General features: G+C 70.0%; 25 protein-coding genes and 2 tRNA genes. 13 read left to right on the top strand and 14 right to left on the bottom strand.

Features of this window, described 5'->3' with window-relative positions:
• Window positions 1-6: 6 nt before the first annotated feature.
• Window positions 7-83 (bottom strand) — tRNA-Asp (locus ACK41U_RS12925).
• Window positions 84-262: 179 nt separating this feature from the next.
• Window positions 263-1531 carry a hypothetical protein gene (locus tag ACK41U_RS12920; protein WP_409680828.1) on the bottom strand — a complete coding sequence of 423 codons (1269 nt, stop codon included), beginning with the start codon at window positions 1529-1531 and terminating at the stop codon, window positions 263-265.
• 178 nt (window positions 1532-1709) lie between these two features.
• On the opposite strand from ACK41U_RS12920, the gene ACK41U_RS12915 reads away from it, so the two are divergent.
• From ACK41U_RS12915 to ACK41U_RS12865, 11 genes are all read left to right on the top strand, one after another.
• Window positions 1710-2465 carry a 5-oxoprolinase subunit B family protein gene (locus ACK41U_RS12915; protein ID WP_409680825.1) on the top strand — a complete coding sequence of 252 codons (756 nt, stop codon included), beginning with the start codon at window positions 1710-1712 and terminating at the stop codon, window positions 2463-2465.
• Window positions 2462-3487 (top strand): biotin-dependent carboxyltransferase family protein, encoded by a 1026-nt coding sequence (locus ACK41U_RS12910; protein ID WP_409680822.1) that lies wholly within the window; start codon window positions 2462-2464, stop codon window positions 3485-3487. Before ACK41U_RS12915 ends, ACK41U_RS12910 begins: the two co-directional genes overlap by 4 nt.
• A gap of 12 nt (window positions 3488-3499) precedes the next feature.
• Window positions 3500-4252, top strand: coding sequence for a LamB/YcsF family protein (locus ACK41U_RS12905; protein ID WP_409680819.1), 753 nt, complete (start codon window positions 3500-3502; stop codon window positions 4250-4252).
• 260 nt (window positions 4253-4512) lie between these two features.
• Entirely contained in the window at window positions 4513-5625 is a 1113-nt protein-coding gene (locus tag ACK41U_RS12900) for a sulfate/molybdate ABC transporter ATP-binding protein (protein WP_409680816.1), read from the top strand.
• 5 nt (window positions 5626-5630) lie between these two features.
• The gene (locus ACK41U_RS12895; RefSeq protein ID WP_409680836.1) at window positions 5631-6623 is read left to right on the top strand and encodes a sulfate ABC transporter substrate-binding protein; all 993 of its coding nucleotides are present in this window, start codon (window positions 5631-5633) and stop codon (window positions 6621-6623) included.
• Window positions 6620-7468, top strand: a complete 849-nt coding sequence (gene cysT / locus ACK41U_RS12890) for a sulfate ABC transporter permease subunit CysT (protein ID WP_409680813.1) — start codon at window positions 6620-6622, stop codon at window positions 7466-7468. Before ACK41U_RS12895 ends, cysT begins: the two co-directional genes overlap by 4 nt.
• Window positions 7465-8274 (top strand): sulfate ABC transporter permease subunit CysW, encoded by an 810-nt coding sequence (gene cysW, locus ACK41U_RS12885; protein WP_409680810.1) that lies wholly within the window; start codon window positions 7465-7467, stop codon window positions 8272-8274. The genes cysT and cysW overlap by 4 nt, the downstream gene beginning before the upstream one ends.
• A gap of 112 nt (window positions 8275-8386) precedes the next feature.
• The gene (locus ACK41U_RS12880; RefSeq protein ID WP_409680807.1) at window positions 8387-8554 is read left to right on the top strand and encodes a hypothetical protein; all 168 of its coding nucleotides are present in this window, start codon (window positions 8387-8389) and stop codon (window positions 8552-8554) included.
• A gap of 81 nt (window positions 8555-8635) precedes the next feature.
• Window positions 8636-8878: a BolA/IbaG family iron-sulfur metabolism protein gene (locus ACK41U_RS12875; protein ID WP_409680804.1), complete on the top strand. Its 243-nt coding sequence runs from the start codon at window positions 8636-8638 to the stop codon at window positions 8876-8878.
• Between the two features lie 68 nt (window positions 8879-8946).
• Window positions 8947-9309 carry a Grx4 family monothiol glutaredoxin gene (gene grxD / locus ACK41U_RS12870; RefSeq protein ID WP_409680801.1) on the top strand — a complete coding sequence of 121 codons (363 nt, stop codon included), beginning with the start codon at window positions 8947-8949 and terminating at the stop codon, window positions 9307-9309.
• 122 nt (window positions 9310-9431) lie between these two features.
• The gene (locus tag ACK41U_RS12865) at window positions 9432-9830 is read left to right on the top strand and encodes a hypothetical protein (RefSeq protein ID WP_409680798.1); all 399 of its coding nucleotides are present in this window, start codon (window positions 9432-9434) and stop codon (window positions 9828-9830) included.
• Window positions 9831-9887: 57 nt separating this feature from the next.
• Here ACK41U_RS12865 and ACK41U_RS12860 read toward each other — a convergent pair whose 3' ends face one another.
• The 3 genes from ACK41U_RS12860 to ACK41U_RS12850 form a co-directional block, all read right to left on the bottom strand.
• Window positions 9888-10547 carry a phage holin family protein gene (locus ACK41U_RS12860; RefSeq protein WP_409680795.1) on the bottom strand — a complete coding sequence of 220 codons (660 nt, stop codon included), beginning with the start codon at window positions 10545-10547 and terminating at the stop codon, window positions 9888-9890.
• A gap of 10 nt (window positions 10548-10557) precedes the next feature.
• Window positions 10558-10956: a YqjD family protein gene (locus ACK41U_RS12855; RefSeq protein WP_409680792.1), complete on the bottom strand. Its 399-nt coding sequence runs from the start codon at window positions 10954-10956 to the stop codon at window positions 10558-10560.
• 132 nt (window positions 10957-11088) lie between these two features.
• Window positions 11089-11165 (bottom strand) — tRNA-His (locus ACK41U_RS12850).
• Window positions 11166-11268: 103 nt separating this feature from the next.
• On the opposite strand from ACK41U_RS12850, the gene ACK41U_RS12845 reads away from it, so the two are divergent.
• A complete protein-coding gene (locus tag ACK41U_RS12845; RefSeq protein WP_409680789.1) occupies window positions 11269-11472 on the top strand; it encodes a DUF6324 family protein in 204 nt (67 codons plus the stop codon).
• On the opposite strand, the gene ACK41U_RS12840 is transcribed toward ACK41U_RS12845, so the two are convergent.
• Window positions 11459-11926 (bottom strand): MmcB family DNA repair protein, encoded by a 468-nt coding sequence (locus ACK41U_RS12840; RefSeq protein WP_409680786.1) that lies wholly within the window; start codon window positions 11924-11926, stop codon window positions 11459-11461. The two genes, ACK41U_RS12845 and ACK41U_RS12840, sit on opposite strands and share 14 nt — an antisense overlap.
• A 135-nt stretch (window positions 11927-12061) precedes the next feature.
• Between ACK41U_RS12840 and ACK41U_RS12835 the strand changes: the two genes are divergently transcribed.
• On the top strand, window positions 12062-12409 hold the full coding sequence (locus ACK41U_RS12835) for a RidA family protein (protein WP_409680783.1): 348 nt from the start codon (window positions 12062-12064) through the stop codon (window positions 12407-12409).
• Here the strand turns inward: ACK41U_RS12835 and lpxB are convergent.
• The 8 genes from lpxB to ACK41U_RS12795 all read right to left on the bottom strand — a co-directional run bounded on the left by lpxB (window position 12406) and on the right by ACK41U_RS12795 (window position 22563).
• Window positions 12406-13560, bottom strand: a complete 1155-nt coding sequence (gene lpxB, locus ACK41U_RS12830; protein WP_409680780.1) for a lipid-A-disaccharide synthase — start codon at window positions 13558-13560, stop codon at window positions 12406-12408. The genes ACK41U_RS12835 and lpxB overlap by 4 nt on opposite strands.
• Before the next feature lie 76 nt (window positions 13561-13636).
• Complete coding sequence (locus ACK41U_RS12825) at window positions 13637-14461, bottom strand: LpxI family protein (protein WP_409680833.1); 825 nt, start codon at window positions 14459-14461, stop codon at window positions 13637-13639.
• 11 nt (window positions 14462-14472) lie between these two features.
• On the bottom strand, window positions 14473-15270 hold the full coding sequence (gene lpxA / locus ACK41U_RS12820; RefSeq protein ID WP_409680777.1) for an acyl-ACP--UDP-N-acetylglucosamine O-acyltransferase: 798 nt from the start codon (window positions 15268-15270) through the stop codon (window positions 14473-14475).
• On the bottom strand, window positions 15263-15742 hold the full coding sequence (gene fabZ / locus ACK41U_RS12815) for a 3-hydroxyacyl-ACP dehydratase FabZ (RefSeq protein ID WP_409680774.1): 480 nt from the start codon (window positions 15740-15742) through the stop codon (window positions 15263-15265). Before fabZ ends, lpxA begins: the two co-directional genes overlap by 8 nt.
• 71 nt (window positions 15743-15813) lie before the next feature.
• Entirely contained in the window at window positions 15814-17934 is a 2121-nt protein-coding gene (locus ACK41U_RS12810; protein WP_409680771.1) for a hypothetical protein, read from the bottom strand.
• The gene (locus ACK41U_RS12805; RefSeq protein ID WP_409680768.1) at window positions 17931-20681 is read right to left on the bottom strand and encodes a DUF4159 domain-containing protein; all 2751 of its coding nucleotides are present in this window, start codon (window positions 20679-20681) and stop codon (window positions 17931-17933) included. The genes ACK41U_RS12810 and ACK41U_RS12805 overlap by 4 nt, the downstream gene beginning before the upstream one ends.
• Entirely contained in the window at window positions 20681-21559 is an 879-nt protein-coding gene (locus ACK41U_RS12800; RefSeq protein ID WP_409680765.1) for a DUF58 domain-containing protein, read from the bottom strand. The genes ACK41U_RS12805 and ACK41U_RS12800 overlap by 1 nt, the downstream gene beginning before the upstream one ends.
• A complete protein-coding gene (locus ACK41U_RS12795; protein ID WP_409680762.1) occupies window positions 21556-22563 on the bottom strand; it encodes an AAA family ATPase in 1008 nt (335 codons plus the stop codon). The genes ACK41U_RS12800 and ACK41U_RS12795 overlap by 4 nt, the downstream gene beginning before the upstream one ends.
• Between the last annotated feature and the right edge of the window lie 40 nt (window positions 22564-22603).

The following is a 22603-nucleotide window of genomic DNA, read 5'->3' as shown; positions in this document are numbered from 1 at the left end:
GAGTTGTGGCGCGGTTGACGGGGCTCGAACCCGCGACCCCCGGCGTGACAGGCCGGTACTCTAACCAACTGAGCTACAACCGCCCAACTCATCCCCCGGACGATCGCCCGCCGGGGTGAGGGGCGGTTTACGCAGACCGCCGCCCCCCGTCAAGAGCACGTATCGAAAAAACGTCACAGGCCGCACATGCCGGGCAGAGCGCCCCCCGGACGCCCTGCCAGCCACGCGACCGGCAGGGCCGCGCGGGACCGGCAGGCTGGCTTTATTCGGCAGCCTGATGGTCCGGCAGATCCTCGACCTCTTCCAAGGGGAGGGGCAGATAGGCCCGCAACTCGCCCTCGGGATTGTGCTGGAACGAGACCTGATCCAGAGGCACGGCCACATCGCGCTGGCCCATCCCCAAAAGCCCGCCAACGCTCAGGATGACCAGCCCCGCCTGCGCGTCCACCGAGGTGATGTCACCCGCAGATTCATCGTCGCTGGTGATCACGGCCACGCCTTCAAGGTCGGCGGTCATCGCCTCTTCGGCAGAGATGACGCTGTTGCCCTCGCGCAGGACTGCCTGCCCCGGCGCGTCCCCGGCCTGGGCAGGGGTGGGGTCCTGCGTTGCCGCATCAGCCTCGGCAGGCGCGGCGTCAGCATCGGGGGCGTCAGCATCGGGGGCATCGGCGTCGGGGGCGTCAGCGTCGGCAGGCGCGGCCTCTGGCGCCGCGCTGTCGGATGCGTCTGGGGCATCCGCCTCGGGCGCTTCGGGCGCCGTCGCCTCAGCCGTGGGTGCCACGGTCGCTGTCGCATCACCTTCGGCCGGGTCAGCCTCGACCGCGCCGTCACCGGCAGCGTCTGTGTCGGCGGCAGGTTGGTCCTCGTCTTCGGTATTCAGGTTGCTCGCAGGCGGCTGACCATCATCTGTTGCCGCAGGCGTGGCACCAGCCACTGCGGTCTCCGCATCCGTGGTTTCAGCATCCGCAGCTTCAGCGCCGGTCGCGGCGGGCGTGTCTGTGGTCGTCTCTGCGGGCATCTCTGCGGGCGTCTGAGCGGCAGCCTCGTCCGCAGCCTCGGGCATCGCCTCGTCCGCAGCCGCGTCGGTGTCCGCCTCAGGGGCGTCCTCCCCGGTCATCCCGGCATCCGTGGCCTCTGCTTCGGGCGCCTCGTCCGCAGCCTCGTCCGCGACCTCAGCGGATTGCCGCGTCACGACCAGCTCGGCGCTTTCCGCCGCGTTCACGACAATCTCGGGCTCGGCCTCGGTGATCGCGACATCGCCCTCGATCCCGGTAAAGACCGGCGGGCATTGCGCGACCTCGACCGTGGGCGGCGACTGGATCACGGTCACCTGCGGGTCGGCCTGCGGGTCCTCGCCCATGGTGATGCGCACTTCGGGGGGCGTCTGCGTCACGGTCACGACCGGGGCGCACATCGCGGCGGTCATTCCGGCAGGCGCCCCGTCTGCCGCCTCCTGCGCCCAGACCGGCGCTGACAGCAGCGCCAGAACCGCCACACTTCCCTTCAACTGACTGCTCAAATGCCTGGGCATCGCCGATCTCCTCATTCAGGTGGGCCACGTTCCTGTGATTGAACCGCCCCGGCCCGCCAAGGTTCCGTGCCGTCTTGCCCCTGCCGTCTTGCCCCTGCCGTCTTGCCCCGTGCGGCTTGCGCAGGCAGGATCCGCACAGAGGGCTTGCACATGGCGTCGGGCTGGCGATGCTGTGGCCATGACCGACCGCCCTGCCCCCGCGCCGCCACTGATCCCCGAGGTGCTGCCCCTCGGACTGGACGGGCTGCTGGTGCGTTTCGCCCTGTCCCCCACGCCGCAGGCGATGGCCGCGACACAGGCCATGGCCGCGCAACTCAGCCAAGCCCCGCCGCCCGGCACCGTCGAGATCGCGCCCGCGCTGGTCTCGGTCCTGATCCGGCATGATCCGCGCGAGGATGGCGGGACGCTGGCCGCCACCCTGCTGGATCAGGCCCGCAGGATCGCCGCCGGTCCGCTGACCCCGCCCAGGGCCCGGCGACGCTGGACCATCCCGGCCGCCTTCGGCGAAGCGGACGGCCCGCATCTGACGGCGATCGCGGCGGCGATGGGCGTGACCCCGCAGGCCGCAGCACAGCAGATCTGCAAGGCAGACCTGCGCGTGCTGGCCATCGGCTTTGCGCCGGGTCAGCCCTATCTGGGCCTGCTGCCACCGGGCTGGGACCTGCCGCGCCTGCCCGATCTGACGCCGCAGGTGCCCGCAGGCGCGCTGGTCGTGGCGCTGCGGCAGGTGGTGATGTTCGGCAATGCCTCGGCCACCGGCTGGCAACAGGTCGGGCGCTGCGCCTTCCGCAGCTTTCAGCCCGACCGCCGCCCGCCCATGCCGCTGGAACCCGGCGACGCGATCCGCTTTGCTGCTGTCTCTGCCGGTGAGCTGGCCGCGCTGGAGGCCGCCGCCGATGGTCTGGGCGGCGCCCGGCTCAGGCATCTGGAATGACCGCGCTGGAGCTGCTGGCGGTCAGCGGCGTGCTGAGCGTGCAGGACATGGGCCGCCCCGGCCATCTGGCGCAGGGCCTGTCGCGGGGCGGCGCCATGGACCGGCTGGCCCTGACCGAGGCGGCGGCGCTGCTGTCGCAGCCCGCCCCGGCCGCCGCGATCGAGATGGCGGGCGCAGGCGGCACCTTCACGGCCCGCCAGCCCATGCGGGTGGCCCTGACCGGGGCGCCGATGCGCGCTGATCTGGACGGCAGGCCGCTGGTCTGGCACGCGACCCATCTGATCGAACCGGGCCAGCGCCTGCGGATCGGGCCTGCCGAGGCGGGGGTCTATGGCTATCTGACCCCCGCGGGCGGTCTGCGCACGCCCGAATGGCTGGGCAGCCGCGCCGCACATCTGGCCATCGGTCTGGGCGGCACCCTGTCCCCCGGCGCCGTGCTGGCCTGTGGCCCCGATCCCGACCCCGGCCAGCCCGCCCGCCATATCACCCCCCAGCCCCGCTTCACCGGCGGCACACTGCGCCTGATCGACGGGCCGCAGACCGCGCTGTTCGCGCCCGAGGATCATGCAGCCTTTCTGGGCGCCACGTTCCGGCCCGGCGCGCGCAGCAACCGGCAGGGGATCGAACTGACCGCAGCGCGCCGGTTTCAGGCGCGGCTGCCGCAGGGCGGGCTGGCCTCGGATGTGATCGGGCCGGGGGATGTGCAGCTGGCGGGCGACGGGGTGCCCTATGTGCTGATGGCCGAATGCCAGACCATCGGCGGCTATCCCCGGATCGGCACGGTCCTGCCCGACGATCTGCCCCGACTGGCGCAGGCCGCGCCCGGCACGCCCCTGCGGTTCGCGCACCTGACCCGCGCGCAGGCCCGCGCCACCTGCCGCCCCGAGGCCGCACAACTGACCGCCGCGCGGGCGCGGGTGGCGGCGCTGATCCGCGACCCCTCGACCATGGCCGATCTTCTGGCCTACAACCTGATCTCGGGCGTGGTGCGCGGCGACGAGGACTGCGCCGACGAGGACTGACGGGGGGCCGGGATGCAGGTCGATCTGAACGCGGATATGGGCGAGGGCTTTGGCCCGTGGCGCATGGGCGATGATGCGGCGCTGCTGGAGATCGTGACCTCGGCCAATATCGCCTGCGGCGCGCATGCGGGCGATCCGCAGGTGATGGCCGCGACCATGCGGCAGGCCGCCGCGCGGGGCGTGGGCATCGGCGCGCATCCGGGTTTCGCCGATCTGCAGGGCTTCGGGCGCCGCCGCCAGTCGCTGTCGGCCGAGGAGCTGGGCAATCTGGTGGCGTATCAGCTGGGCGCCGCGCAGGGCATCGCGCGCGCCGCAGGCTGCGAACTGCGGCATCTCAAGCTGCATGGGGCGCTGTCGAACATGGCCTCCGAGGATGCGGCGGTTGCGCGGGCCTGCTTTGACGCCGCGCTGCGGGTCGATCCGCAGATCATCCTCGTGGTGCTGGCCGCCACACCGATGCAGGCCGTGGCCGAGGAACTGGGCGCGCAATGGGCGGGCGAGATCTTTGCCGACCGCGCCTATCAGGCGGATGCCACGCTGCTGCCGCGCGACCAGCCCGGCGCGGTGCTGCACGATCCCGGTCAGATCGGCCCCCGGATCGAGGCGATGCTGCGCGCGGGCGCCATCATCACCGCCTCGGGCGGGCGCATCCCCTGCCGCATCGACACCGTCTGCGTCCATGGCGACAGCCCCGATGCCGTGCATCTGGCCGCCCGGTTGCGCGCATATCTGCAGGCGGCGGGCGTGGCGCCGCGCCGCTTCTGACGGCCACCGGCCCGCCCGCGCCGATCGGAACAGGTGCCGCCCTTTCGCGGCGGTTTCACCGAAAATAAGGACGTTCCTTCCGCCCCGGCACAGTGGCCGGAATTTCCTTCTGCCAGTGGGCCTTGCTGCGGCGATGCCGTCACGACCCGCCCCGCTTGTCGCGAACGCCGATCCGGGCCGTTCCGGGCCTGCGGCGGGCCGCGATCTTGTCCGGAGGGCACAGCGCCTCTAGCTCGGTTCCGAACAGGCGGAGATGCAGCATGTCGATCACGATCTCAGGGATGACCAAGCGGTTTCAGGGAACCGAGGTGCTGCGCGGCATCGACCTTGACGTGGCGCCGGGTGAGCTGGTCGCGCTGCTGGGGCCGTCAGGCTCGGGCAAGACGACGCTGCTGAAAATCATCGCCGGGCTGGAATGGCCCGATGCGGGCGCGCTGGCGGTCGAGGGCGCCGACTGGATGCAGCTGGCCGCGCGCGACCGCAGGGTGGGCTTTGTGTTCCAGCATTACGCCCTGTTTCCGCATATGAGCGTGCGCGACAATGTGGCCTTTGGCCTGACCGTGCGCCCCCGCGCCCATCGCCCCGGAAAGGCCGTGATTGCCGCCAAGGTGGACGAGCTGCTGGACTTTCTGCAGATCGCCGCGCTGGCCGACCGCTATCCGGCGCAACTGTCGGGCGGACAGCGCCAGCGCGTGGCGCTTGGCCGGGCGCTGGCGATCGAGCCGCGCCTGCTGCTGCTGGACGAGCCCTTCGGCGCGCTGGACGCCGCCATCCGCCGCGACCTGCGCCGCTGGCTGCGCGGCGTGCACGAGGCGACCGGCTCGACCACGATCTTTGTCACCCACGATCAGGAAGAGGCGTTCGAGCTGGCCGACCGCGTCGTGGTCATGGGCGAGGGGCGCATCGCCCAGATCGGCCATGCCGATGAGATCCACGACCACCCCGCCACGCCCTTTGTCGCCCGCTTCATGGGCGCCACGGTCGAACTGCCGGTCACGCTGGCGCAGGGTCGCGCGACCGCGCCGGGTCTGGACCTGACCGCCCTGCCCCGCCGCGCCCTGCCAGACGGGCCTGCGACCCTGTTCGCCCGCCCCGCCGACATCCGCGCCATCCCCGATGCCGCCAGCCCGTGGCGCGTGGCCTCGGTCGTCTCGACCGGGGCCGAGCTGCGCGTGGCGCTGGCCCATCCCGACCTGCCCGAGGCCGAGGCCGTGATGCCCCGCCGCGCCTGCGCGCCGCTGACCAAAGGCGCGCCCACCGCCCTGCGGATCGAGGCAGCCGCCATCTTTCCCGCAACCATCTTTCCCGCAGCACGCCGCATATCTGCCGCCGCTGCCCCCGAAACGCCCGCAAAGAAAGAGATCGCCCGATGAGCACCCTGAAAACGCCCCTTCTCGCCACCGCATTCGCCCTGTCGCTGACTGCCCCCGCCGCCGCGCAGGACCAGTTGCTGAATGTCAGCTATGACATTGCGCGCGAGCTGTTCGAGGCGCTGAACCCCGCATTCGCCGAGCATTGGCAGGAAACGACGGGACGCGGCGTCACCATCGACCAGAGCCATGGCGGTTCCTCGCGTCAGGCCCGCGCGATCCTTGAAGGTCTGAACGCCGATGTCGTGACCTTCAATCAGGAAACCGACATCGACGTGCTGGCCGACAGTGGCCTGCTGCCCGCCGGGTGGCGCGACGCGCTGCCCAACGATGCCTCGCCCTATTACTCGCTGCCCGCCTTCCTTGTGCGCGAGGGCAACCCCAAGGGGATCGAGGACTGGGACGATCTGGCCCGCGACGATGTGGCGCCCGTCTTTCCCAACCCGAAAACCAGCGGCAACGCGCGCTATACCTATCTGGCGGCCTACGCCTATGCGCTGGCGCAGAACGATGGCGACGAGGCCGCCGCGCAGGAGTTCGTGCGCGCGATCTTTGCCAGCGTGCCGGTCTTTGACACCGGCGGGCGCGCCGCGACCCAGACCTTTGCAGAGCGTGGCATCGGTGACGTGCTGGTGACCTTCGAGGCCGAGACCGCCCAGATCGCTGCGGAATATGCGGCCGAGGGGTTCGAGCGCGTCACCCCCTCCATGAGCCTCTTTGCCGCCTTCCCGGTGGCGGTCGTGGCTGAAAATGCCGAGCGCAACGGCTCGACCGAACTGGCCACCGCCTATCTGGAATGGCTCTACCATCCCGATGCGCAGCACATTCTGGCCCAACACAACTATCGCCTGACCGATGAAAGGATCGCCGCCGAATACGCGGATCAGATGCCCGAGGTCGAGCTGGTGACCGTCGATGACGTGTTCGGCGGCTGGGACGCGGTGCGTGAAAACCATCTGGCCGATGGCGCGATCCTCGATCAGGTCTTCGTCAACCAATGATCGCAGCCGCCGCCCCCATCCGCGCCAAACGCGTCCTGCCGGGCTTTACGCTCAGCCTTGGCACGACGCTGCTCTATCTGGTGCTGATCGTGCTGATCCCCATCGCGGCCCTGATCATGAAAGGGGCCGAGATCGGCCCCGCCCGCTTCTGGGCCATCATCAGCAGCGACCGGGCGGTGGCGGCGTTCCGCATCACCCTGACGGCGGCGGCCATGGCCACCGTCTTCAACGCCGTCTATGGCCTGCTGATGGCCTGGGTGCTGACCCGCTATGAATTTCCCGGCAAGCGCCTGCTGGACGCGCTGATGGATGTGCCCTTCGCGCTGCCCACCGCCGTGGCGGGCCTGTCGCTGACGGCGCTGTTTTCGGCCAATGGCTGGTTCGGCGGCGTGCTGGACATGGCGGGCGTGCAGGTCGTCTATACGATCTGGGGGATTGCGCTGGCCATGGCCTTCACCTCGGTGCCCTTCGTGGTGCGCACCGTCCAGCCGGTGCTGGAGGATCTGGACCAGTCGTTGGAGGCCGCCGCCGAAACGCTTGGCGCGCGCCCGTGGCAGATCTTCACCCGCGTGGTCTTTCCCGCCATCCTGCCCGCATGGCTGGCGGGCTGCACCACCGCCTTCGCCCGGTCTCTGGGCGAGTTCGGCGCCATCGTCTTTATCGCGGGAAACCTGCCCTTCCGCACCGAAATCGCGGCCCTGCTGGCCTATATCCGGTTGGAAGAGTTCGACTATAACGGTGCCGCCGCCATTGCGCTGGTGCTGCTGGGGTTTGCGCTGGTGCTGCTGGTCGCCTCGAACCTGCTGCAGAACTGGGCCGCCCGCCACCGCGAGGCCACAAGATGAGCGCCGCCACCCGCCCCGTCACATCCGGCGCCCGCCTGCTGGTCGGGCTGGCTGTGGGGCTGACGCTGCTGTTCGTGGCCGCGCCGCTGGTCTATATCTTTGCCCGCGCCTTCTCGCAGGGCTGGCAGGTCTATGCCGAGAACATCCTGAACCCGATGACGCTGCATGCGATCTGGCTGACCAGCCTCGTGGCGCTGATCGTGGTGCCGGTCAATGTGGGCTTTGGCATCGCCGCCGCATGGGCCGTGGCCAAGCACCGCTTTCCGGGGCGCGGCATTCTGGTGACCATGATCGAGATCCCCTTTTCAATCTCGCCCATTATCGCGGGGATCTGCTATCTGCTGCTCTATGGGCGGCAGGGGCTGCTGGGGCCGTTCCTGCAGGCCAATGACCTGCAGGTGATGTTCGCGCTGCCCGGCATCGTGCTGGTGACCATGTTCGTGACCGCCCCCTTTGTCGCGCGCGAGGTGCTGCCGCTGATGCAGGCGCAGGGCACCGAGCAGGAGCAGGCGGCGGTGACGCTTGGCGCCTCGGGCTGGCAGGTGTTCCGGCGCGTGACCCTGCCCAATATCCGGTGGGCGCTGCTTTATGGTGCGGTCCTGTGCACGGCGCGCGCGGTGGGAGAGTTCGGCGGCGTGTCGGTCGTGTCGGGCAATATCCGCGGCCAGACCAACACCCTGCCGCTGCATGTGGAACTGCTGTTCAACGACCTGAACGCGGTGGGCGCCTTTGCCGCCGCCTCGACCCTGACGGTGATCGCGCTGGTCGCACTGGCGGTCAAGACCGCGCTGGAGGCGCGGCGCTAGGCGCTTGCGGGGCCAACATTTGACCCCCCGGCGGAACTGACGGGACGCATAGGGCGTCTGGTTTCTGTCACCTGCATCCCGGTTGCGGATGCCTCAGAACAAGGAACCTGATATGCGCCCTCTGAAAGCAGCCCTGTGTGGCACCGCCCTGCTGATCCTCGCGGCCTGCGGCGACAACGCAACTGAACGCGCCGCGACCGGCGGCCTTGGCGGCGCGGTCGTCGCCGGGCCTGCCGGTGCCATTGTCGGCGGCACCGTCGGCGCCGCCACCGCAAACTGATCGCGCGGAGGGTCCCCGCACCCTTGCGGGGACCACGCGCTTGGCCTAAGTCTGACAGGCAAAGACAGCAAGGACAGCACAATGGCGATGGAAGCGCATGAGATCGAAGCCCTGATCCGCGCCACGTTCCCCCAGGCACGGATCACGATCACCGACCTGGCCGGCGACGGAAACCACTATGCAGCCGAAGTGATCGACGAAAGTTTTCGCGGCATGAACCGGGTCCAGCAGCAGCGCGCGGTCTATGCCGCCCTGCAGGGCCGGATGGATGGCCCCTCGGGCGCGCTGCACGCACTTGCCCTGACCACCAAGGCGCCGGACTAGACCCGCAGCCCCCACCCGACCCGCAGCCCGCCCGACGGGCGGCAGGACAGACCAGAAGGACCGCCGCGATGAGCGAAGTGACCACCCGCATCCGGGACATGATCGACAGCAACGATGTCGTCCTGTTCATGAAAGGCACCAGAGAGATGCCGCAATGTGGCTTTTCCAGCCGCGTCGCCGGGGTGCTGAACTATATGGGCATCACCTATCAGGACGTGAACGTCCTGGCTGATGCCGATATCCGTCAGGGCATCAAGGATTTCTCGGACTGGCCGACCATCCCCCAGCTTTACGTCAAGGGAGAGTTCGTCGGCGGCTGCGACATCATCACCGAGATGACGCTGTCGGGCGAGCTGGACCAGCTGCTGGAACAGAAAAGCGTGACCTATGACAAGGCCGCGGCGGACAAGATCCGCGAAGCGAACGCCTGAGAGGTCGAAACCGGGCGCAGCCGGGCGCAATGCAGCCCGGCAAGCGCGCCGCCGCCGACAGCTATTTCCACTGACAAATGTTGCGTTGCCATACATCGCATTCAGTGGAACAAATACACATCATGCACGATGTGTCCTTCTGCTTCATCCTCATTGAACGCGACTGTTTCATTGCCCGCGACCTGCGCGAAGGGCTGTCAGAGGCGTGTCCGGACAGCGTGTTCCGTTGCCTTGGCGATCTGAACGACCTGCCAGGGATCGAGACCGGGCTGGCAGGCGTGGACCAGTTTCCCGTTGTCATCACCAAGGCCAGTCTGGCCGAGCTGACCGCCAGTGGCGTCGCCGGGCTTGTGCGCCGGAACGGGTGGGCCATGGCGGTGCGCATGGGGATTGACCCTCTGTCGGCGGTGCATGCAGAGGGCTGGCTGTCTCTGGCCGCACCGTTCAGCCGCGAGGATCTGGTCTACCTGGCAGAGCAGCTGCGCGCGCGCTATCCGCAACCTTTCCGCCGCATCGCCTGACGGCAGACGAACAGGGGAGGGTTTTCCCTCCCCTGTTCCTATCATTGGTGCGGAAACCTACAGCAGGTCGTCCTCGTCGAATTCGGATCCGGGGCGGTTGCGACGCTCACTCAGGGCCGAAGCCAGCGTCACACCGACCGCAAATGCCCCGATCAGCTTGGCCATGCTGCCCGCATTGGTGTTGGCCGCGCGCGACGCGCCGACCCTGGCATTGCGGAACTCGCGTTTGACATCGCGGCTGGTTTCCGCCGTCAGGCCAACTGCGCGTGCGGTGTCGCGGACCGTGCCGAACACACGACGCTCGGCATCACCGGCCAGCTTGGCGGCGCGATAGCCCGCCTCGTCCATCAGCGAGCTGGCCTTGTTGCCCGCCATGTCGACGACACGTGCCGCCTCGGTCCGCGCCCGGTCGACGGCCACGTCGGTCGCCAGACTGATCCGGGCCTCGACCTCGCGCTTCAGCTCATCGGTGGTCGGCATCGGCTGCCTGGGCTTTGACACGACGAACAGAACGGCCGCTATCGCAACAAGCAGGACCCCGATGACCAGCGAGGCCAGCGTGGAACCAAAGTCCAGCTCATGCGCCAGAAACGACCACAGTGCCGCCAGCAGGAAGCCAAGCGCGACGAGGACAACAAGCCCTGCCGCCGCCTTTAGCCCCACCCCACGCGCGCGGTCGGCGACCGCGCGCTGCATCTTCTGGGCGAAGTCGAACATCCGCGCGCCCTCAGCGACGCGAGATCAGCAGACCGACCAGAAAGCCGATACCTGCCGCGATGCCCAAGGCCTGAGCCGGGTTGCGACGGACCATTTCGGACACTTCGTCATAGCGCTCTTCGGCGTATTCGGCGGCCTCATGCGCCTTGCGCTGACCAGCTTCATACAGACGCTCGGCCTCAAGCCGTGCCTTGTCGGCATATTCGCGGCCGGTCTCGGCCACGTCATGGGCCAGTTCCGAGCCGCGCTCGACCAGACGCTCGGCGCCGGAATTGTCGGCCAGATCGCGCGCAGTCTTGCGGACCTCATCGGCGACATTGCGGGCGCCGCTTTCCAGATCGCGACGCGCCTCGTTGGTGGCGGCTTTTGCGTCGTTCTTGACGTCGTCGGCGGAGATGTTCTGTGCCATGGTATATGTCCTTTCCGTGGTGTCTGTTCACCTTCGGATCAACAACACGGCCCTGCACGGGTTTGTTCCCTGCGGATGCAGAAATTGCATCACATCAGGAAAATGACGCGGCGTCGTAAAACAGGGAAAGGATGGTACCGCCTACCCGTCTCGAACGGGTGACCTCTAGATCCACAATCTAGCGCTCTAACCAACTGAGCTAAGGCGGCACAGGGCGGTTGTTTAGCCCCGACCGCACAAGGATGCAAGCCCCGCTTGCCGTGAAAATGCGTCCGCGCTAGAGAAAGCAGCCAAGCAAGGAAGGACTGTGCCGTGGGCATCAACAGCGAAAGCGACATCACCGCCAATCTGCAGATCGGGCCGACCGATCAGGGGATGGTGCGGATCTACATTCAGGGCGACACCGTCGATCTGCCGATGGATTTCGACCCCGAAGAGGCGGCCGAGATCGCCGAGGAACTGATGGCCGCCGCCGAAGCCGCGCGCGCCATGGGCGGCAAGCCTAAGCGCCGCTGAACGCCTCGGGGTCGGCGATACATTGCAGCCGCCCGGCTGCGGCGCGGGCGAAATCGCGCATCAGCCGGTTGCGCCGCGCACCCGCCAGCCGGGTCTCGGGCGCCATCCGGGCAATCTCGGCGCCCCAGGGATCGGCCAGGATCAGCCCCGAGCCTTCGGGCAGCAGACCGGCGGGGAAATCCGCATCCACCGCCCAGAAATAGCGGTCGCACCAGTCCAGATAGCCCTGCCATTTGCGGTCGGCGGTGAAATCGGCGCGGCTGCTCTTGCACTCGATCACCCAGATCTCGCCTTTGGGGCCAAGGCTCATGACATCGACACGCAGCCCGCGCGCGGGCGTGAATTCGGTCAGCACCGCATGATCCAGACTGCGCAGCAGCCGCCCCACGCCACGGGCGAGGCGCTGACCCGGTGCGGGCGGCAGAACGGATGGCGGGCAGATGGCGGGGTCCATCCGCCCAGCATAGAACCAAGCCGGAACACCGGCAAGTCTCTCGCGCGCAGGACAGCCCCCACCCCGCCCCCTTGCGTGCCCGGCGCAGGCAGGGCATCACCATGGCGATCACCCCCCTTTTCAAGGAACCTCAGCATGAGCGACATCACACGCATCCAGACCGGCCCCCGCATGAGCCAGGCGGTCATCGCCAACGGCTTCGTCTTTCTGGCCGGTCAGGTCGGCGAGCCGGGGACCTCGGTCACCGAGCAGACCACCGCGATCCTGCGCCAGATCGACGCGCTGCTGGCCGAGGCCGGTTGCGACAAGACGCGCATCGTCTCGGCCCAGATCTGGGTGGCCGACATGGCCGATTTCGCTGAAATGAACGCCGTCTGGGATGCCTGGGTGCCTGCGGGCCACACCCCTGCCCGCGCGACCGGCGAATCGGCTTTGGCCACGCCCGATTACAAGGTCGAGATCATCGTGACGGCGGTTCTCTAGGACCGCGCTGCGATCGCCTGCATGACCGAGCGCGCCGCGCGCAGGCCCGGCGCCTCACCCCCCCGGCCCAGACGCTCCATCGTCAGGTCCATCGCGTCCAGCTGGGCCATACGGGTGGCGGGCTCTTCCAGAACCTGTTGCAGCGCGCGGGCCAGCGGGTCGGGCTGGCAGGCCCGGCCCAGAAATTCCGGCACCGTGCGGGTGTCGCTGACCAGATTGACCAGCGTGACCGTGTCGGTGCGCAGCAGCATGCCGATGATCAGGCGGCTCAGCGGCGCCATGTCATAGCCGATCACCATCGGCACCCGGTTCGCCGCCAGATCCAGCGACACCGTCCCCGAGGCCGCCAGCGCCAGATCGGCGGCGGCAAAGGCCGCGCGCTTTTCGTCGGCCTCTTCGATGACGATGGGGGCGGTGGGCCAGCGGCGCGTCATCTCGCGCACCATGCCCGCCACGCCCGGCACCGTTGGCAGCACCACGCGGATTTCCGGCACCCGGTCGCGCAGCCGCATCAGCGCCTCGTCAAAGCGGGCGGCAAGGCGCGCGACCTCGCCCCGGCGCGAGCCGGGCAGGCACAGCACCACCGGCGCCTCGGCGGCAATGCCATGGGCCTGCCGGAACAGCGCCGCCTGATCGGGGCCTGCGACCTCTTCGGTGGCGACCGGGTGGCCCACGAAATCGCAGGTCATGCCTGCGGCCCGCATATAGGGCGGCTCGAACGGCAGGATCGCCAGCACATGGTCGATGACCTTCGCCATCCTGACGGCCCGCCCCGGCCGCCACGCCCAGACCGAGGGCGCGACATAATGGATCATCGGCAGGCCCGGATTGGCGGGCCGGGCCGCGCGGGCCACGCGCAGGCAGAAATCGGGGCTGTCGATGCCGATCAGCGCATCGGGCGCGGCGCGCGTCACCGCCTCGGCGGTCTGGGCGATGCGGCGTTTCAGGTGGCGGTATTTGGGCAGCACCTCCATCAGCCCCATGACACTCAGCTCGTCCATGGGAAACAGGCTCTCCAGCCCCTGCGCCTGCATCGCCGGGCCACCGACGCCGATGAACTGCGCCTCGGGATCAAGCTGTCTCAGCCCGGCCATCAGCGCCGCGCCAAGCTGGTCGCCCGAAGCCTCGCCCGCGATCAGAAAGAACTTCATGCCGGCCCCGCCATTGTTGCGCCCATTGTAGCGTCAGAAGATGGGTATTGGGACAAAGAAGACGGCGCCAGCCCCATCAGCCCGCGTACGGGGGCATTGCCCACAGAAACAGCCCGGCTGCATCCGCGCGGCGCACAGCCTCATCGCGGTCAAGCAGGATGACGCCGCCCGCCTCGAAGGCGATCCCGGCAAGGCCTGCGGCTGCGGCCTGCGTGATACTGTCGGGGCCAAGCGTCGGCAGGTCGATCCGGCGGTCCTGTCCGGGCTTGGGCGCCTTGTAAAACACGCCGCGCGCACCAGCCGGGTTCGGGCGCAGACCGGCGTGGCGAGCCGCGAAATCCAGCATCGCCGCCGTGCCGGGCAGGGTTTCCAGCGCCAGGCACAGCCCCTGCGCCACCACCGCGCCCTGCCCCAGATCCAGCACACCGGTGGCCGACAGGATCTGCGCGGCGCGGGTGGCATCGCTTTGGTCGGCCTCCGAGGGGGCGCCCGACAGGATGCCTGCCTGCGGCACCAGATCAGGGCATATTTCTGCGACAGAACTGATGGTTAACCCATGTTCCTCGAAGATGTCGAGGACCGTGCGCAGCGCCGCGTCATCGCCCGACTGCATCGCCTGCAGGATGCGCGGCACCAGCTGCGCCGTGCGCGGATCAAAGGCTTCCGGGTCCAGCCGGGGACGGCGCACCGCACCGGCAAACACCACGCGGCTGACGCCCGCCTCGATCAGGTGGTCGAGAAAGGGGATCAGCCGCTCCAGCCGGAACGGCGTGGCGGGGATCGGCGGCACGAAACCTTCCAGCGCATGGACCAGCGGCGCGTCCAGCGCGGCGGCGACCAGCGGTGCCAGCCGCCCCTCGCCCGCGATGATCGCGGTGCGGTTCAGCGCGGTGCGGCTCATGTCGGGGCGGCTCATCTGGGCTCAGCCGGGCGCGGCGTCAGAAAGCTGCGGTCCGACGGCCCGAGGATAAAGTCCAGCACATCGCGCGCAAGGCCCGGTCCGGTCGTGTCCGCGCGGGCGCGGGCCGTGTCGCGGAAGGCGCCCTGCCCCAGATCGCCCAGCAGCGCGCGCAGCTCGACGATCTCGGATCTCGACGCGCCCCGGCGTTTCAGCCCGACAAGGTTCAGCCCGTCCAGATGGCCGCGCGGCCCCTGCACCAGCCCGTAGGGGATCACATCCGCCGTCACCATGGTCACCGCGCCGATCATGGCGCCGCGCCCGATGCGCACCCATTGATGCACGCCCGACAGCCCGCCCACGATCACCTCGTCGCCCAGCACGCAATGGCCCGCGACCGAGGCGTGGTTCACCAGAATGACCCGGTCGCCGATCAGGCAGTCATGCGCGACGTGGCAGCCCGCCATGAACAGCCCGTCATCGCCCACCCGCGTCAGCCCGCCGCCGCCCTCGGTGCCGGGATTCATCGTCACATGTTCGCGGATGCGGTTGCGGGCGCCGATCTCCAGCCGCGTCTCTTCGCCCTGAAATTTCAGATCCTGCGGCACCTCGCCGATCGAGGCGAAGGGAAAGATCACCGTACCGGCCCCGACCGAGGTGTCACCCGCCATCACCACATGCGATTTCAGCACCACCCCGTCGCCCAGCCGCACCTTGGGGCCCACGACGCAGAACGGGCCGATCTCGACGCCCACGCCAAGCTCCGCCCCCGGCGCGATGACGGCCATGGGGTGGATGCGGGTCTCAGCCATCGGTCTTCAGGTCCATCATGGCGGTGAACTCGGCCTCGGCGGCCATCTGGCCATCGACGGTGGCCTCGCCGCGGAATTTCCAGATCTTGCCACCCGCGCGTTTGACGGTGACATGCAGTTCCAGCATATCGCCCGGCACCACCATGCGGCGGAACTTGCAGGCGTCGATGCCCATGAAATAGGTCAGCAGCGGCTTGTCCACCACATCGAGGCTGATGCCCACCACCACGGCCGAAGTCTGCGCCATCGCCTCGACGATGGTGACGCCGGGCATGATCGGCTTGTCGGGGAAATGGCCCTGAAAATGCGGCTCGTTGCAGGTGACCATCTTGATGCCGACGGCGCTTTTGAACGGAACGATGTCGCGCACCTTGTCGATGAACAGGAACGGATAGCGATGGGGGATGATCCGCTTGATCAGCGAAAGATCGGCCTCGGTATAGGGGGCGGGGGTGCGCGCAGCGTCGGCCATATGCGTTCCTTCGGGGCTTTTGTCCAAGGGGTTACCAATCGGGCCGGGGCTTGGCAAGCGTCGCGCCCCGCTCAGGCGCCTGTCCGCCCGGAACCGCGCCGCCCCTCGGCCAGCCAGCCGGTCAGGATCAGCCCGAAGATCAGCGCCAGCCACGCCCAGCCGGGCAGCAGCGGGCGGCGCTCCAGCCCGGTGACGCTGGCGGCGTCGCGGGGCGTGATGCCGATCCACGACCCGGTGACCGACTGCCCCTGCGCCACGCGCCCGGCGCGGACCTGCCGCAGCGCGGGGATGCCATCTGACAGGCGCTGCACGCCGCCGCCCGACGCGGCCACCAGGGGCTGCATGGCGCCCGCATCGGCCACGGTCTGCTCGAATTCGCGCGGCGCGCGCGGCCCCAGCGCCACGACGCGGCTGACCGTGCCGTCATCCAGCCGGTAGAGGCCCGGTCCCGGCGCGCTCCAACGCGCGGTAAAGCGGCCCGGCGCCTCTTCGGTCAGCGCAATCTCGGCGGTGGTGCCGTCAGGGCCGGTCACGGTCAGGGGCGCGGCCTCCGGTTCCATCGTGCGCCGGGTCAGGCGCAGATCGGTGCCACCGACGATCTCGGCCAGCAGGGTTTCCTCTTCCAGTTCAGGCTCTTTCATCGACCAATGCGCGATGCGGCGCAGCAGTTCCAGCTGCGGCCCGCCACCCTCGAAGCCGCGCCCCCACAGCCAGACCTGATCCGAGGTCAACAGCGCCACGCGCCCCTCGCCCACCCGGTTCAGGATCAGCAGCGGCGCCTCATTTGCGCCGGTCATCACCACCTGCGCGCCCGGTTCGGGCACCGCCTCGGACAGACGCAGCCAGCGGCCCCAACCGGGATCATCTTCGTCATCCGCCTCGCCGTCCAACCCCGAGGTGACCGGATGGCGCCGCCCCTCTTCGGTCAGACGCGGCAGAAAGGGTTGCTCGATCACCCGGCCCGTGGGACGCGCGGGCAGCATCGGCCCGAGGGGCGAGCGGTTGAGGCTTTCCACCCCCGCCATTTCCGGCCCCGCCGCCACCAGCACCGCGCCGCCGTTTTCGACATAGGCCGCGATGTTCAGGTAATATTCCGGCGGCAGGATGCCCCGCACATGATAGCGGTCAAAGATGATCAGGTCGAAATCCTCGATCCGCTCAAGAAACAGCTCGCGCGTGGGAAAGGCGATCAGCGACAATTCACTGACCGGCACGCCGTCGAACTTGTCGGGCGGGCGCAGGATGGTGAAGTGGATCAGATCGACCGCCGCGTCCGATTTCAGCAGGTTGCGCCATGTCCGCTCGCCCGCATGCGGCTCGCCCGAGACCAGCAGCACCCGCAGCCGGTCGCGCACGCCGTTGATGCTGATGGCGGCGGCGTTGTTGCGGTCGGTCAGTTCGGGGGGGCGGCCCTCGGGCGCGTTCATCTGGATCTGCACGACGTTCTGGCCCGCATGGCCCAGCACCACCGGCAGGCTCATCGACACGCCCACCGGCACCGAGACCACCAGCGGTTCCTCGCCATCAACCGAGATGCGCAGGCTGGCGGTCGCGCCGGGGCCGGGTGCGGGGCCGTCAGCGGGCACCGCGCCCTGATCCTCGATCCGCAGGCGGATGGTCAGTTCCTCGCCGATCAGTCCAAAGGCCGGGGCCTCTTCGATCACAAGGCGGCGGTCCCAGTCATCCTCGCGGCCGGTCAGCAGCACATGCAGCGGCGCGGGCAGAGCCGCGGGCAGCATGGTCGGGTCGTGGATCTGCCCATCGGTGACGGCGATCACGCCCGCCAGCCGGTCCTCGGGTTCGGCGGCCACCGCGCGGGCCAGTTCGGTGGCCAGCAGCGTGCCGTCGGGGTCGTCGCCCACCGTCACCCGGCGCAGCTCGGTCCCCGGCAGGGCGGTGATGGCCTGCGTCAGCGCGGTGACCGCCGCGTCGGTCTGATCGGCCCGCCCCGGCAGCGACTGGCTGGCCGAGCGGTCGTCGATCAGCACCACGATGTCGGACAGGCCCATCCGCGCGCCCGTCTCCAGCGCCGGGCCTGCCAGCGCCAGCGCGGCGGCCAGCCCCGCCAGCCCGCGCCACGCCCAGCCGCGCAACCCGCGCCACAGCGCGAACGCCGCCACCGCAGCCGCCAGCGCCGCCAGCGCCGCAATCGCCCACCAGGGCAGGGCCGGATCGAAACGCAGCGCGGTCATCGGGGCATCATCTCTTCTGTGCGCAGCCGGTCCAGCAGCGCGGGCACATGGACCTGATCGGATTTATAGTTCCCGGTCAGCACATACATGATCAGGTTGATGCCAAAGCGATGCGCCATCTCGCGCTGGCGCTCGCCCTCCCATCCCCGGCCGATCGGATAGACCGGCGCACCGCTGTCATCGACCGCCCAGGCCTCGGCCCATGAATTGCCGCCGATCACCACCGGGGTCACGCCGTCATTCAACTGGCGGAAGGGCATGCCCGCCTCGGTCCCCGCGCCTGCGGGCGGGGCCTCGATCCAGACCGGATTGCCCTGCCAGCGGCCCGGAAAATCGCCCAGCAGGTAAAAGGTGCGGGTCAGCACGTGATCCTCGGGCACCGGCGCCAGCGGCGGAATGTCCAGCGGTGCGGCCAGACGGCGCAGCGGCCCGGACATGTCCGGCCCGCCCACCCCCGTCAGATCGCCGTCGCGCGTGTCAAACAGGATCATCCCGCCCGAGCGCAGGAACGCATTCAGCCGCAGATAGGCGCGGGGCGAGGGCGCGGGCTGGCTGTCGGTGATCGGCCAATAGAGAAAGGTCAGCAGCGACAGGTCATCGCGGTCCAGATCGATGCCGATCGGGCGCCCCGGCTCGACCGAGGTGCGGGCGCGCAGCGACAGCGACAGCCCCCACAGCCCCTGCTCAGATGCCCGGTCGATCCGGGTCTCGCCGGTGATGACATAGGCCAGCGCCACCTCGCCCGCCGCGCGGATCAGGTCGTCGTCCAGATCCTGCGCCTGTGCCTGCGGTGCGCCCCCCAGCATCAGCAGCCCGGCCAATACCGCCGCAGCCAGCCGCCCGCCCCGCGCCAGCCAGACCGAACCCAGCGCATCCAGCGCCAGCAGGATCGCCGCCGCCGCCAGCAGCAGCCCGCGCAGATCGCGGCCCGGCGTGGCGCCCGCATCCTCGACCTGCGCGCCCGGCCATTCCGCCTGAACCAGCGGCCCGCCCGCATTCAGCGCCTGCACGCGTTCCCCCGCCACATACAGACCCGCAGGCCGGTCCGGGCCGGGGCCGTGCGCCATGTCACCGGCTGCGACCGGGGCCAGCCCCTCGGGGCTGGTGGCGCGCCCGAACCCGTCCAGCACCACCTGCGGGGTCCAGAAGGGGGCCTCGCGCGGGTCGGCATCCTCGGTTGCGGGGGCGGTGCGGGCGGTGGCCACCAGCCGGGTCAGCATCTCGACGAACAGGCCCGACAGCGGCAGGTTCGACCATTCCGGATTGGCCGAGACATGGATCAGCACCATCTGCCCCTGCCCCAGCCGGTCGCGCGTGACCAGCGGCGTCATGTCCGACAGCGCCGCGATGGTCCGCGCGCCCAGATCGGGCGAGGGCTGCGCCATCAGCTGCGCGCGCACTTCGACATCGCCCGGCGCCTTCAGCCCGCCAAAGACACCGTCGCGGGCAAAGGGCGCCAGCCCGCGCGGATCGCCCCAGCTGAGCGCGCCGCCAATGTCGCGCCCGCCCTGCCGCAAGGCCACGGGCAGCAGCGGCTCGTCCATCAGCCGGTCAAAGGCGGCCATGCGCGGCCCGGCAAAGCGGATCAGCAGACCGCCCGCATCGACCCATTCGGCCAGCTCGCCGATCTCGGCCAGCTGCACCTGATCAATCAGGATCACCACATCGGGGGCGGCGTCCAGCACATCGCCCAATGTGCCCTCGATCAGATCGGCCGAGGGCGCCAGCGCCTGCCGGACGTAATGGGCGGGCGACAGCAGTTGCTGCCCCTCGGCCTGCCCCGCCGCCGCGCCCACCAGCGCGACCTTGCGCCGCCGCACCCGGTCATCGGCCAGCACCACGGCCCCGGCATGGGCCTCGCCCTCGATCTGGAAGCGGGTGACGCGGTTGCGCTGTTCGGGCGGCAGGTCCAGCGCCACGGCGCGGCTGCCATCGAGGCCGGGCTCTGCGGCGGTCAGGCGCGCCAGATCCCGCTCGATCCCCTGCGGATCGGGGCCAATGGCCAGCACGGCAGGCGGCATGGCGGGCGCAGACGGGTCGGTGGCGTGCAGGGTCAGCTGCGGCGCCTCGGCGCCGGGGTCCAGCGACAGCGCCCGCAGCGGCTGCGCGGGCGGCACAACGGTCACCTCGCCGCGCGCGGCCAGCGCCGCCAGCCACGGTGCGCGGGTCGGATGGTCCAGCCCGTCGCTGATCCACAGCGTTGACAAGGGCCCCTCCGGCAGCACCGCCTCGGGACCCTCTGGCAGGGCCGAGGGCCATCCGGCGGGCTGCGCGCCCCGCAGCCGCGCCACCAGCGCATCGCCCGGCTGAAAGCGCAGCGCATCCTGACCGTCGCGGCCATCCGCCAGCAACAGCGCGGCGGGGCGCCCGGCGCGGGCGGCGTCCAGCAACGCGCGCTCGGCGCGGGTCTGGCGCGCGGGCCAGTCGGGCGCGGCGGCCCAGCCCGCATCCATGATGACCAGCAGCGGCCCGGTCGCGGGCGCCTGCACCACCGGTCGCCAGACCGGCCCGGCAAAGGCCAGGATCAGCGCCGCCACCGCCGCCAGCCGCAGCAGCAGCAGCCACCACGGCGTCCGCCGCGCCACCGGGCTGCGGTCGGCCAGACCGGCCAGCAGGGCCACGCCGGGGAATGTGATGCGCCGGGGCGCGGGCGGCATGGCGCGCAGGATCACCCACAGCACCGGCAGCGCGATCAGCGCCGCCAGCACCCAGGGCGCCGCAAACCCGACAGGACCAAGCAGCAGCATCAGCCCCCCAGAACCCGCCAGAGCCAGGCCAGCGCCACCCCCGGCGCCGCGCCGGTCGAGGCATGGCCGAACTGCCAGCCCGCGCCGTCACAGCGCGCCCGCAGCCAGTCGCGCCGCTCGGCCAGCCGGGCCAGATAGGCCGCGCGCAGCCCCCCCGCATCGCGGCTGTCATGGCTGAGCGTCCCCGAGGGCGAGCGGAACAGCACCGCGCCCTGATAGGGAAAATTCTCCTCATCCGGGTCCAGCAGTTGCAGCACCACGCCCGAGACACCCATCCCGGCGGCATGGGCCAGAAACGCCGCCAGCCAGTCCGGGTCGGTCAGGAAATCGCCGATCAGCACCACCCGCGACTGCGGACGCAGCGCCGCCACAGGGGCGGCATCCTCGCCCGGCTCCAGCGGCGCGCCATGCAGCGCCTCGGCCAGACGCTCGGCCTGCGTGCGGCCCGCGCGGGCGGGCTGACCCAGCAGCCCCACCTTTTCACCACCGCGCAGCAGCAGCATCGCCAAAGCCAGCGCCAGCAGCCGTGCGCGGTCGGATTTCTGCGGCCGGTCGGGTGCCCCGGCAAAGCCCATCCCCTGCCCGCCCGAGACCCAGATCGCCGCGGTCTGCGCCGTCTGCGCCTCGCGGTCGCGCACAAATTGCTGGTCCGACCGACCCGAGCGGCGCCAGTCGATTGACCGCATCCCGTCACTGGCCGAGGCGGGGCGGTATTGCCAGAAATCCTCGCCCGGCCCGGCGCGGCGCAGACCATGGGCGCCGGGCGCCACCTGCGCCGCCAGACGCTCGGCCGACAGGATCAGGGCGGGCAGATGGCCGCCCGCCGCCTCGGCACGGGCGCGCAGATCGTCAGGGGTCTCGGGGCGGGGCAGGCTCATGCCGCGCGCAACTGGCCCATGCGATCGGCCACCAGCCGCGCGATCACGGCATCGACCGTCTCGCCCCGCGCGCGCGCCGCGAATGACAGCGCCATGCGGTGACGCAACACCGGCGCGGCCATCGCGGCTACATCGTCCATGGTGGGCGCGAAACGCCCGTTCAGCACGGCGCGCGCCCGCGTCACCAGCATCAGCGCCTGCGCCGCGCGCGGCCCCGGCCCCCAGACCAGCGCATCCGCGACAAAGGGCGCGGCCTCCGGCGCACCGGGGCGCGCGGCGCGCACCAGATCAAGGATCGCCTCGACCACCGCCTCGCCCACCGGCATCTGCCGGATCAGGCGCTGCGCCGCGATCAGCGCCTCGGGCGTGAACGCCGCATGGGCCGCGCCCTCATGCAGCCCGGTCGTGGCCAGCAGGATGTCGCGTTCGGTCGCGCGGTCGGGATAGCCCACGTCGATCTGCAGCAGAAAGCGGTCCAGCTGCGCCTCGGGCAGCGGATAGGTGCCCTCTTGTTCAATCGGGTTCTGGGTCGCCAGCACATGGAACGGACGGCCAAGCGGGCGGTGCTGGCCGCTGATCGTCACCTCACGCTCCTGCATGGCCTGCAGCAGGGCCGACTGGGTGCGGGGGCTGGCGCGGTTGATCTCGTCTGCCATCAGCAGCTGGGTAAAGACCGGCCCTTCAATAAAGCGGAACGCCCGGCTGCCATCGGGCAGCGCGTCCAGCACCTCAGAGCCCAGAATATCGGCAGGCATCAGGTCGGGCGTGAACTGGATGCGCTGCGTGTCCAGCCCCAGCACGGTGGCCAGCGTCTCGACCAGCATCGTCTTGCCCAGACCCGGCTGACCCACCAGCAGCGCATGCCCGCCCGCCAGAATCGCGGCCAGAACCTGTTCGACGACCGCATGCTGGCCCACGAACCGCTGCTCGGTCACGCGGCGCGCCTCGTCCAGCGTGGCGGCCAGCGCGTTCACCTGCGGCACCAGATTTTCGTCCGACGACATGACAAGTCCCTTCCGCTGCTCTAATGGTGAGCATAACAGG

This window comes from Paracoccus sp. (in: a-proteobacteria), assembly GCF_046289755.1.
Taxonomy (GTDB): domain Bacteria; phylum Pseudomonadota; class Alphaproteobacteria; order Rhodobacterales; family Rhodobacteraceae; genus Paracoccus.
The sequence above is the reverse complement of the archived record's forward strand: the minus strand, read 5'-3'. Positions and strand labels throughout refer to the sequence as shown.

Excerpts from the sequence above, each read along its gene's own strand:
- ACK41U_RS12920 (WP_409680828.1), bottom strand. The coding sequence starts at position 1,531 with ATGCCCAGGCATTTGAGCAGTCAGTTGAAGGGAAGTGTGGCGGTTCTG.
- ACK41U_RS12915 (WP_409680825.1), top strand. The coding sequence starts at position 1,710 with ATGACCGACCGCCCTGCCCCCGCGCCGCCACTGATCCCCGAGGTGCTG.
- ACK41U_RS12910 (WP_409680822.1), top strand. The coding sequence starts at position 2,462 with ATGACCGCGCTGGAGCTGCTGGCGGTCAGCGGCGTGCTGAGCGTGCAG.
- ACK41U_RS12905 (WP_409680819.1), top strand. The coding sequence starts at position 3,500 with ATGCAGGTCGATCTGAACGCGGATATGGGCGAGGGCTTTGGCCCGTGG.
- ACK41U_RS12900 (WP_409680816.1), top strand. The coding sequence starts at position 4,513 with ATGTCGATCACGATCTCAGGGATGACCAAGCGGTTTCAGGGAACCGAG.
- cysT (WP_409680813.1), top strand. The coding sequence starts at position 6,620 with ATGATCGCAGCCGCCGCCCCCATCCGCGCCAAACGCGTCCTGCCGGGC.
- cysW (WP_409680810.1), top strand. The coding sequence starts at position 7,465 with ATGAGCGCCGCCACCCGCCCCGTCACATCCGGCGCCCGCCTGCTGGTC.
- ACK41U_RS12880 (WP_409680807.1), top strand. The coding sequence starts at position 8,387 with ATGCGCCCTCTGAAAGCAGCCCTGTGTGGCACCGCCCTGCTGATCCTC.
- ACK41U_RS12875 (WP_409680804.1), top strand. The coding sequence starts at position 8,636 with ATGGCGATGGAAGCGCATGAGATCGAAGCCCTGATCCGCGCCACGTTC.
- grxD (WP_409680801.1), top strand. The coding sequence starts at position 8,947 with ATGAGCGAAGTGACCACCCGCATCCGGGACATGATCGACAGCAACGAT.
- ACK41U_RS12865 (WP_409680798.1), top strand. The coding sequence starts at position 9,432 with ATGCACGATGTGTCCTTCTGCTTCATCCTCATTGAACGCGACTGTTTC.
- ACK41U_RS12860 (WP_409680795.1), bottom strand. The coding sequence starts at position 10,547 with ATGTTCGACTTCGCCCAGAAGATGCAGCGCGCGGTCGCCGACCGCGCG.
- ACK41U_RS12855 (WP_409680792.1), bottom strand. The coding sequence starts at position 10,956 with ATGGCACAGAACATCTCCGCCGACGACGTCAAGAACGACGCAAAAGCC.
- ACK41U_RS12840 (WP_409680786.1), bottom strand. The coding sequence starts at position 11,926 with ATGGACCCCGCCATCTGCCCGCCATCCGTTCTGCCGCCCGCACCGGGT.
- ACK41U_RS12835 (WP_409680783.1), top strand. The coding sequence starts at position 12,062 with ATGAGCGACATCACACGCATCCAGACCGGCCCCCGCATGAGCCAGGCG.
- lpxB (WP_409680780.1), bottom strand. The coding sequence starts at position 13,560 with ATGAAGTTCTTTCTGATCGCGGGCGAGGCTTCGGGCGACCAGCTTGGC.
- ACK41U_RS12825 (WP_409680833.1), bottom strand. The coding sequence starts at position 14,461 with ATGAGCCGCACCGCGCTGAACCGCACCGCGATCATCGCGGGCGAGGGG.
- lpxA (WP_409680777.1), bottom strand. The coding sequence starts at position 15,270 with ATGGCTGAGACCCGCATCCACCCCATGGCCGTCATCGCGCCGGGGGCG.
- fabZ (WP_409680774.1), bottom strand. The coding sequence starts at position 15,742 with ATGGCCGACGCTGCGCGCACCCCCGCCCCCTATACCGAGGCCGATCTT.
- ACK41U_RS12810 (WP_409680771.1), bottom strand. The coding sequence starts at position 17,934 with ATGACCGCGCTGCGTTTCGATCCGGCCCTGCCCTGGTGGGCGATTGCG.
- ACK41U_RS12805 (WP_409680768.1), bottom strand. The coding sequence starts at position 20,681 with ATGCTGCTGCTTGGTCCTGTCGGGTTTGCGGCGCCCTGGGTGCTGGCG.
- ACK41U_RS12800 (WP_409680765.1), bottom strand. The coding sequence starts at position 21,559 with ATGAGCCTGCCCCGCCCCGAGACCCCTGACGATCTGCGCGCCCGTGCC.
- ACK41U_RS12795 (WP_409680762.1), bottom strand. The coding sequence starts at position 22,563 with ATGTCGTCGGACGAAAATCTGGTGCCGCAGGTGAACGCGCTGGCCGCC.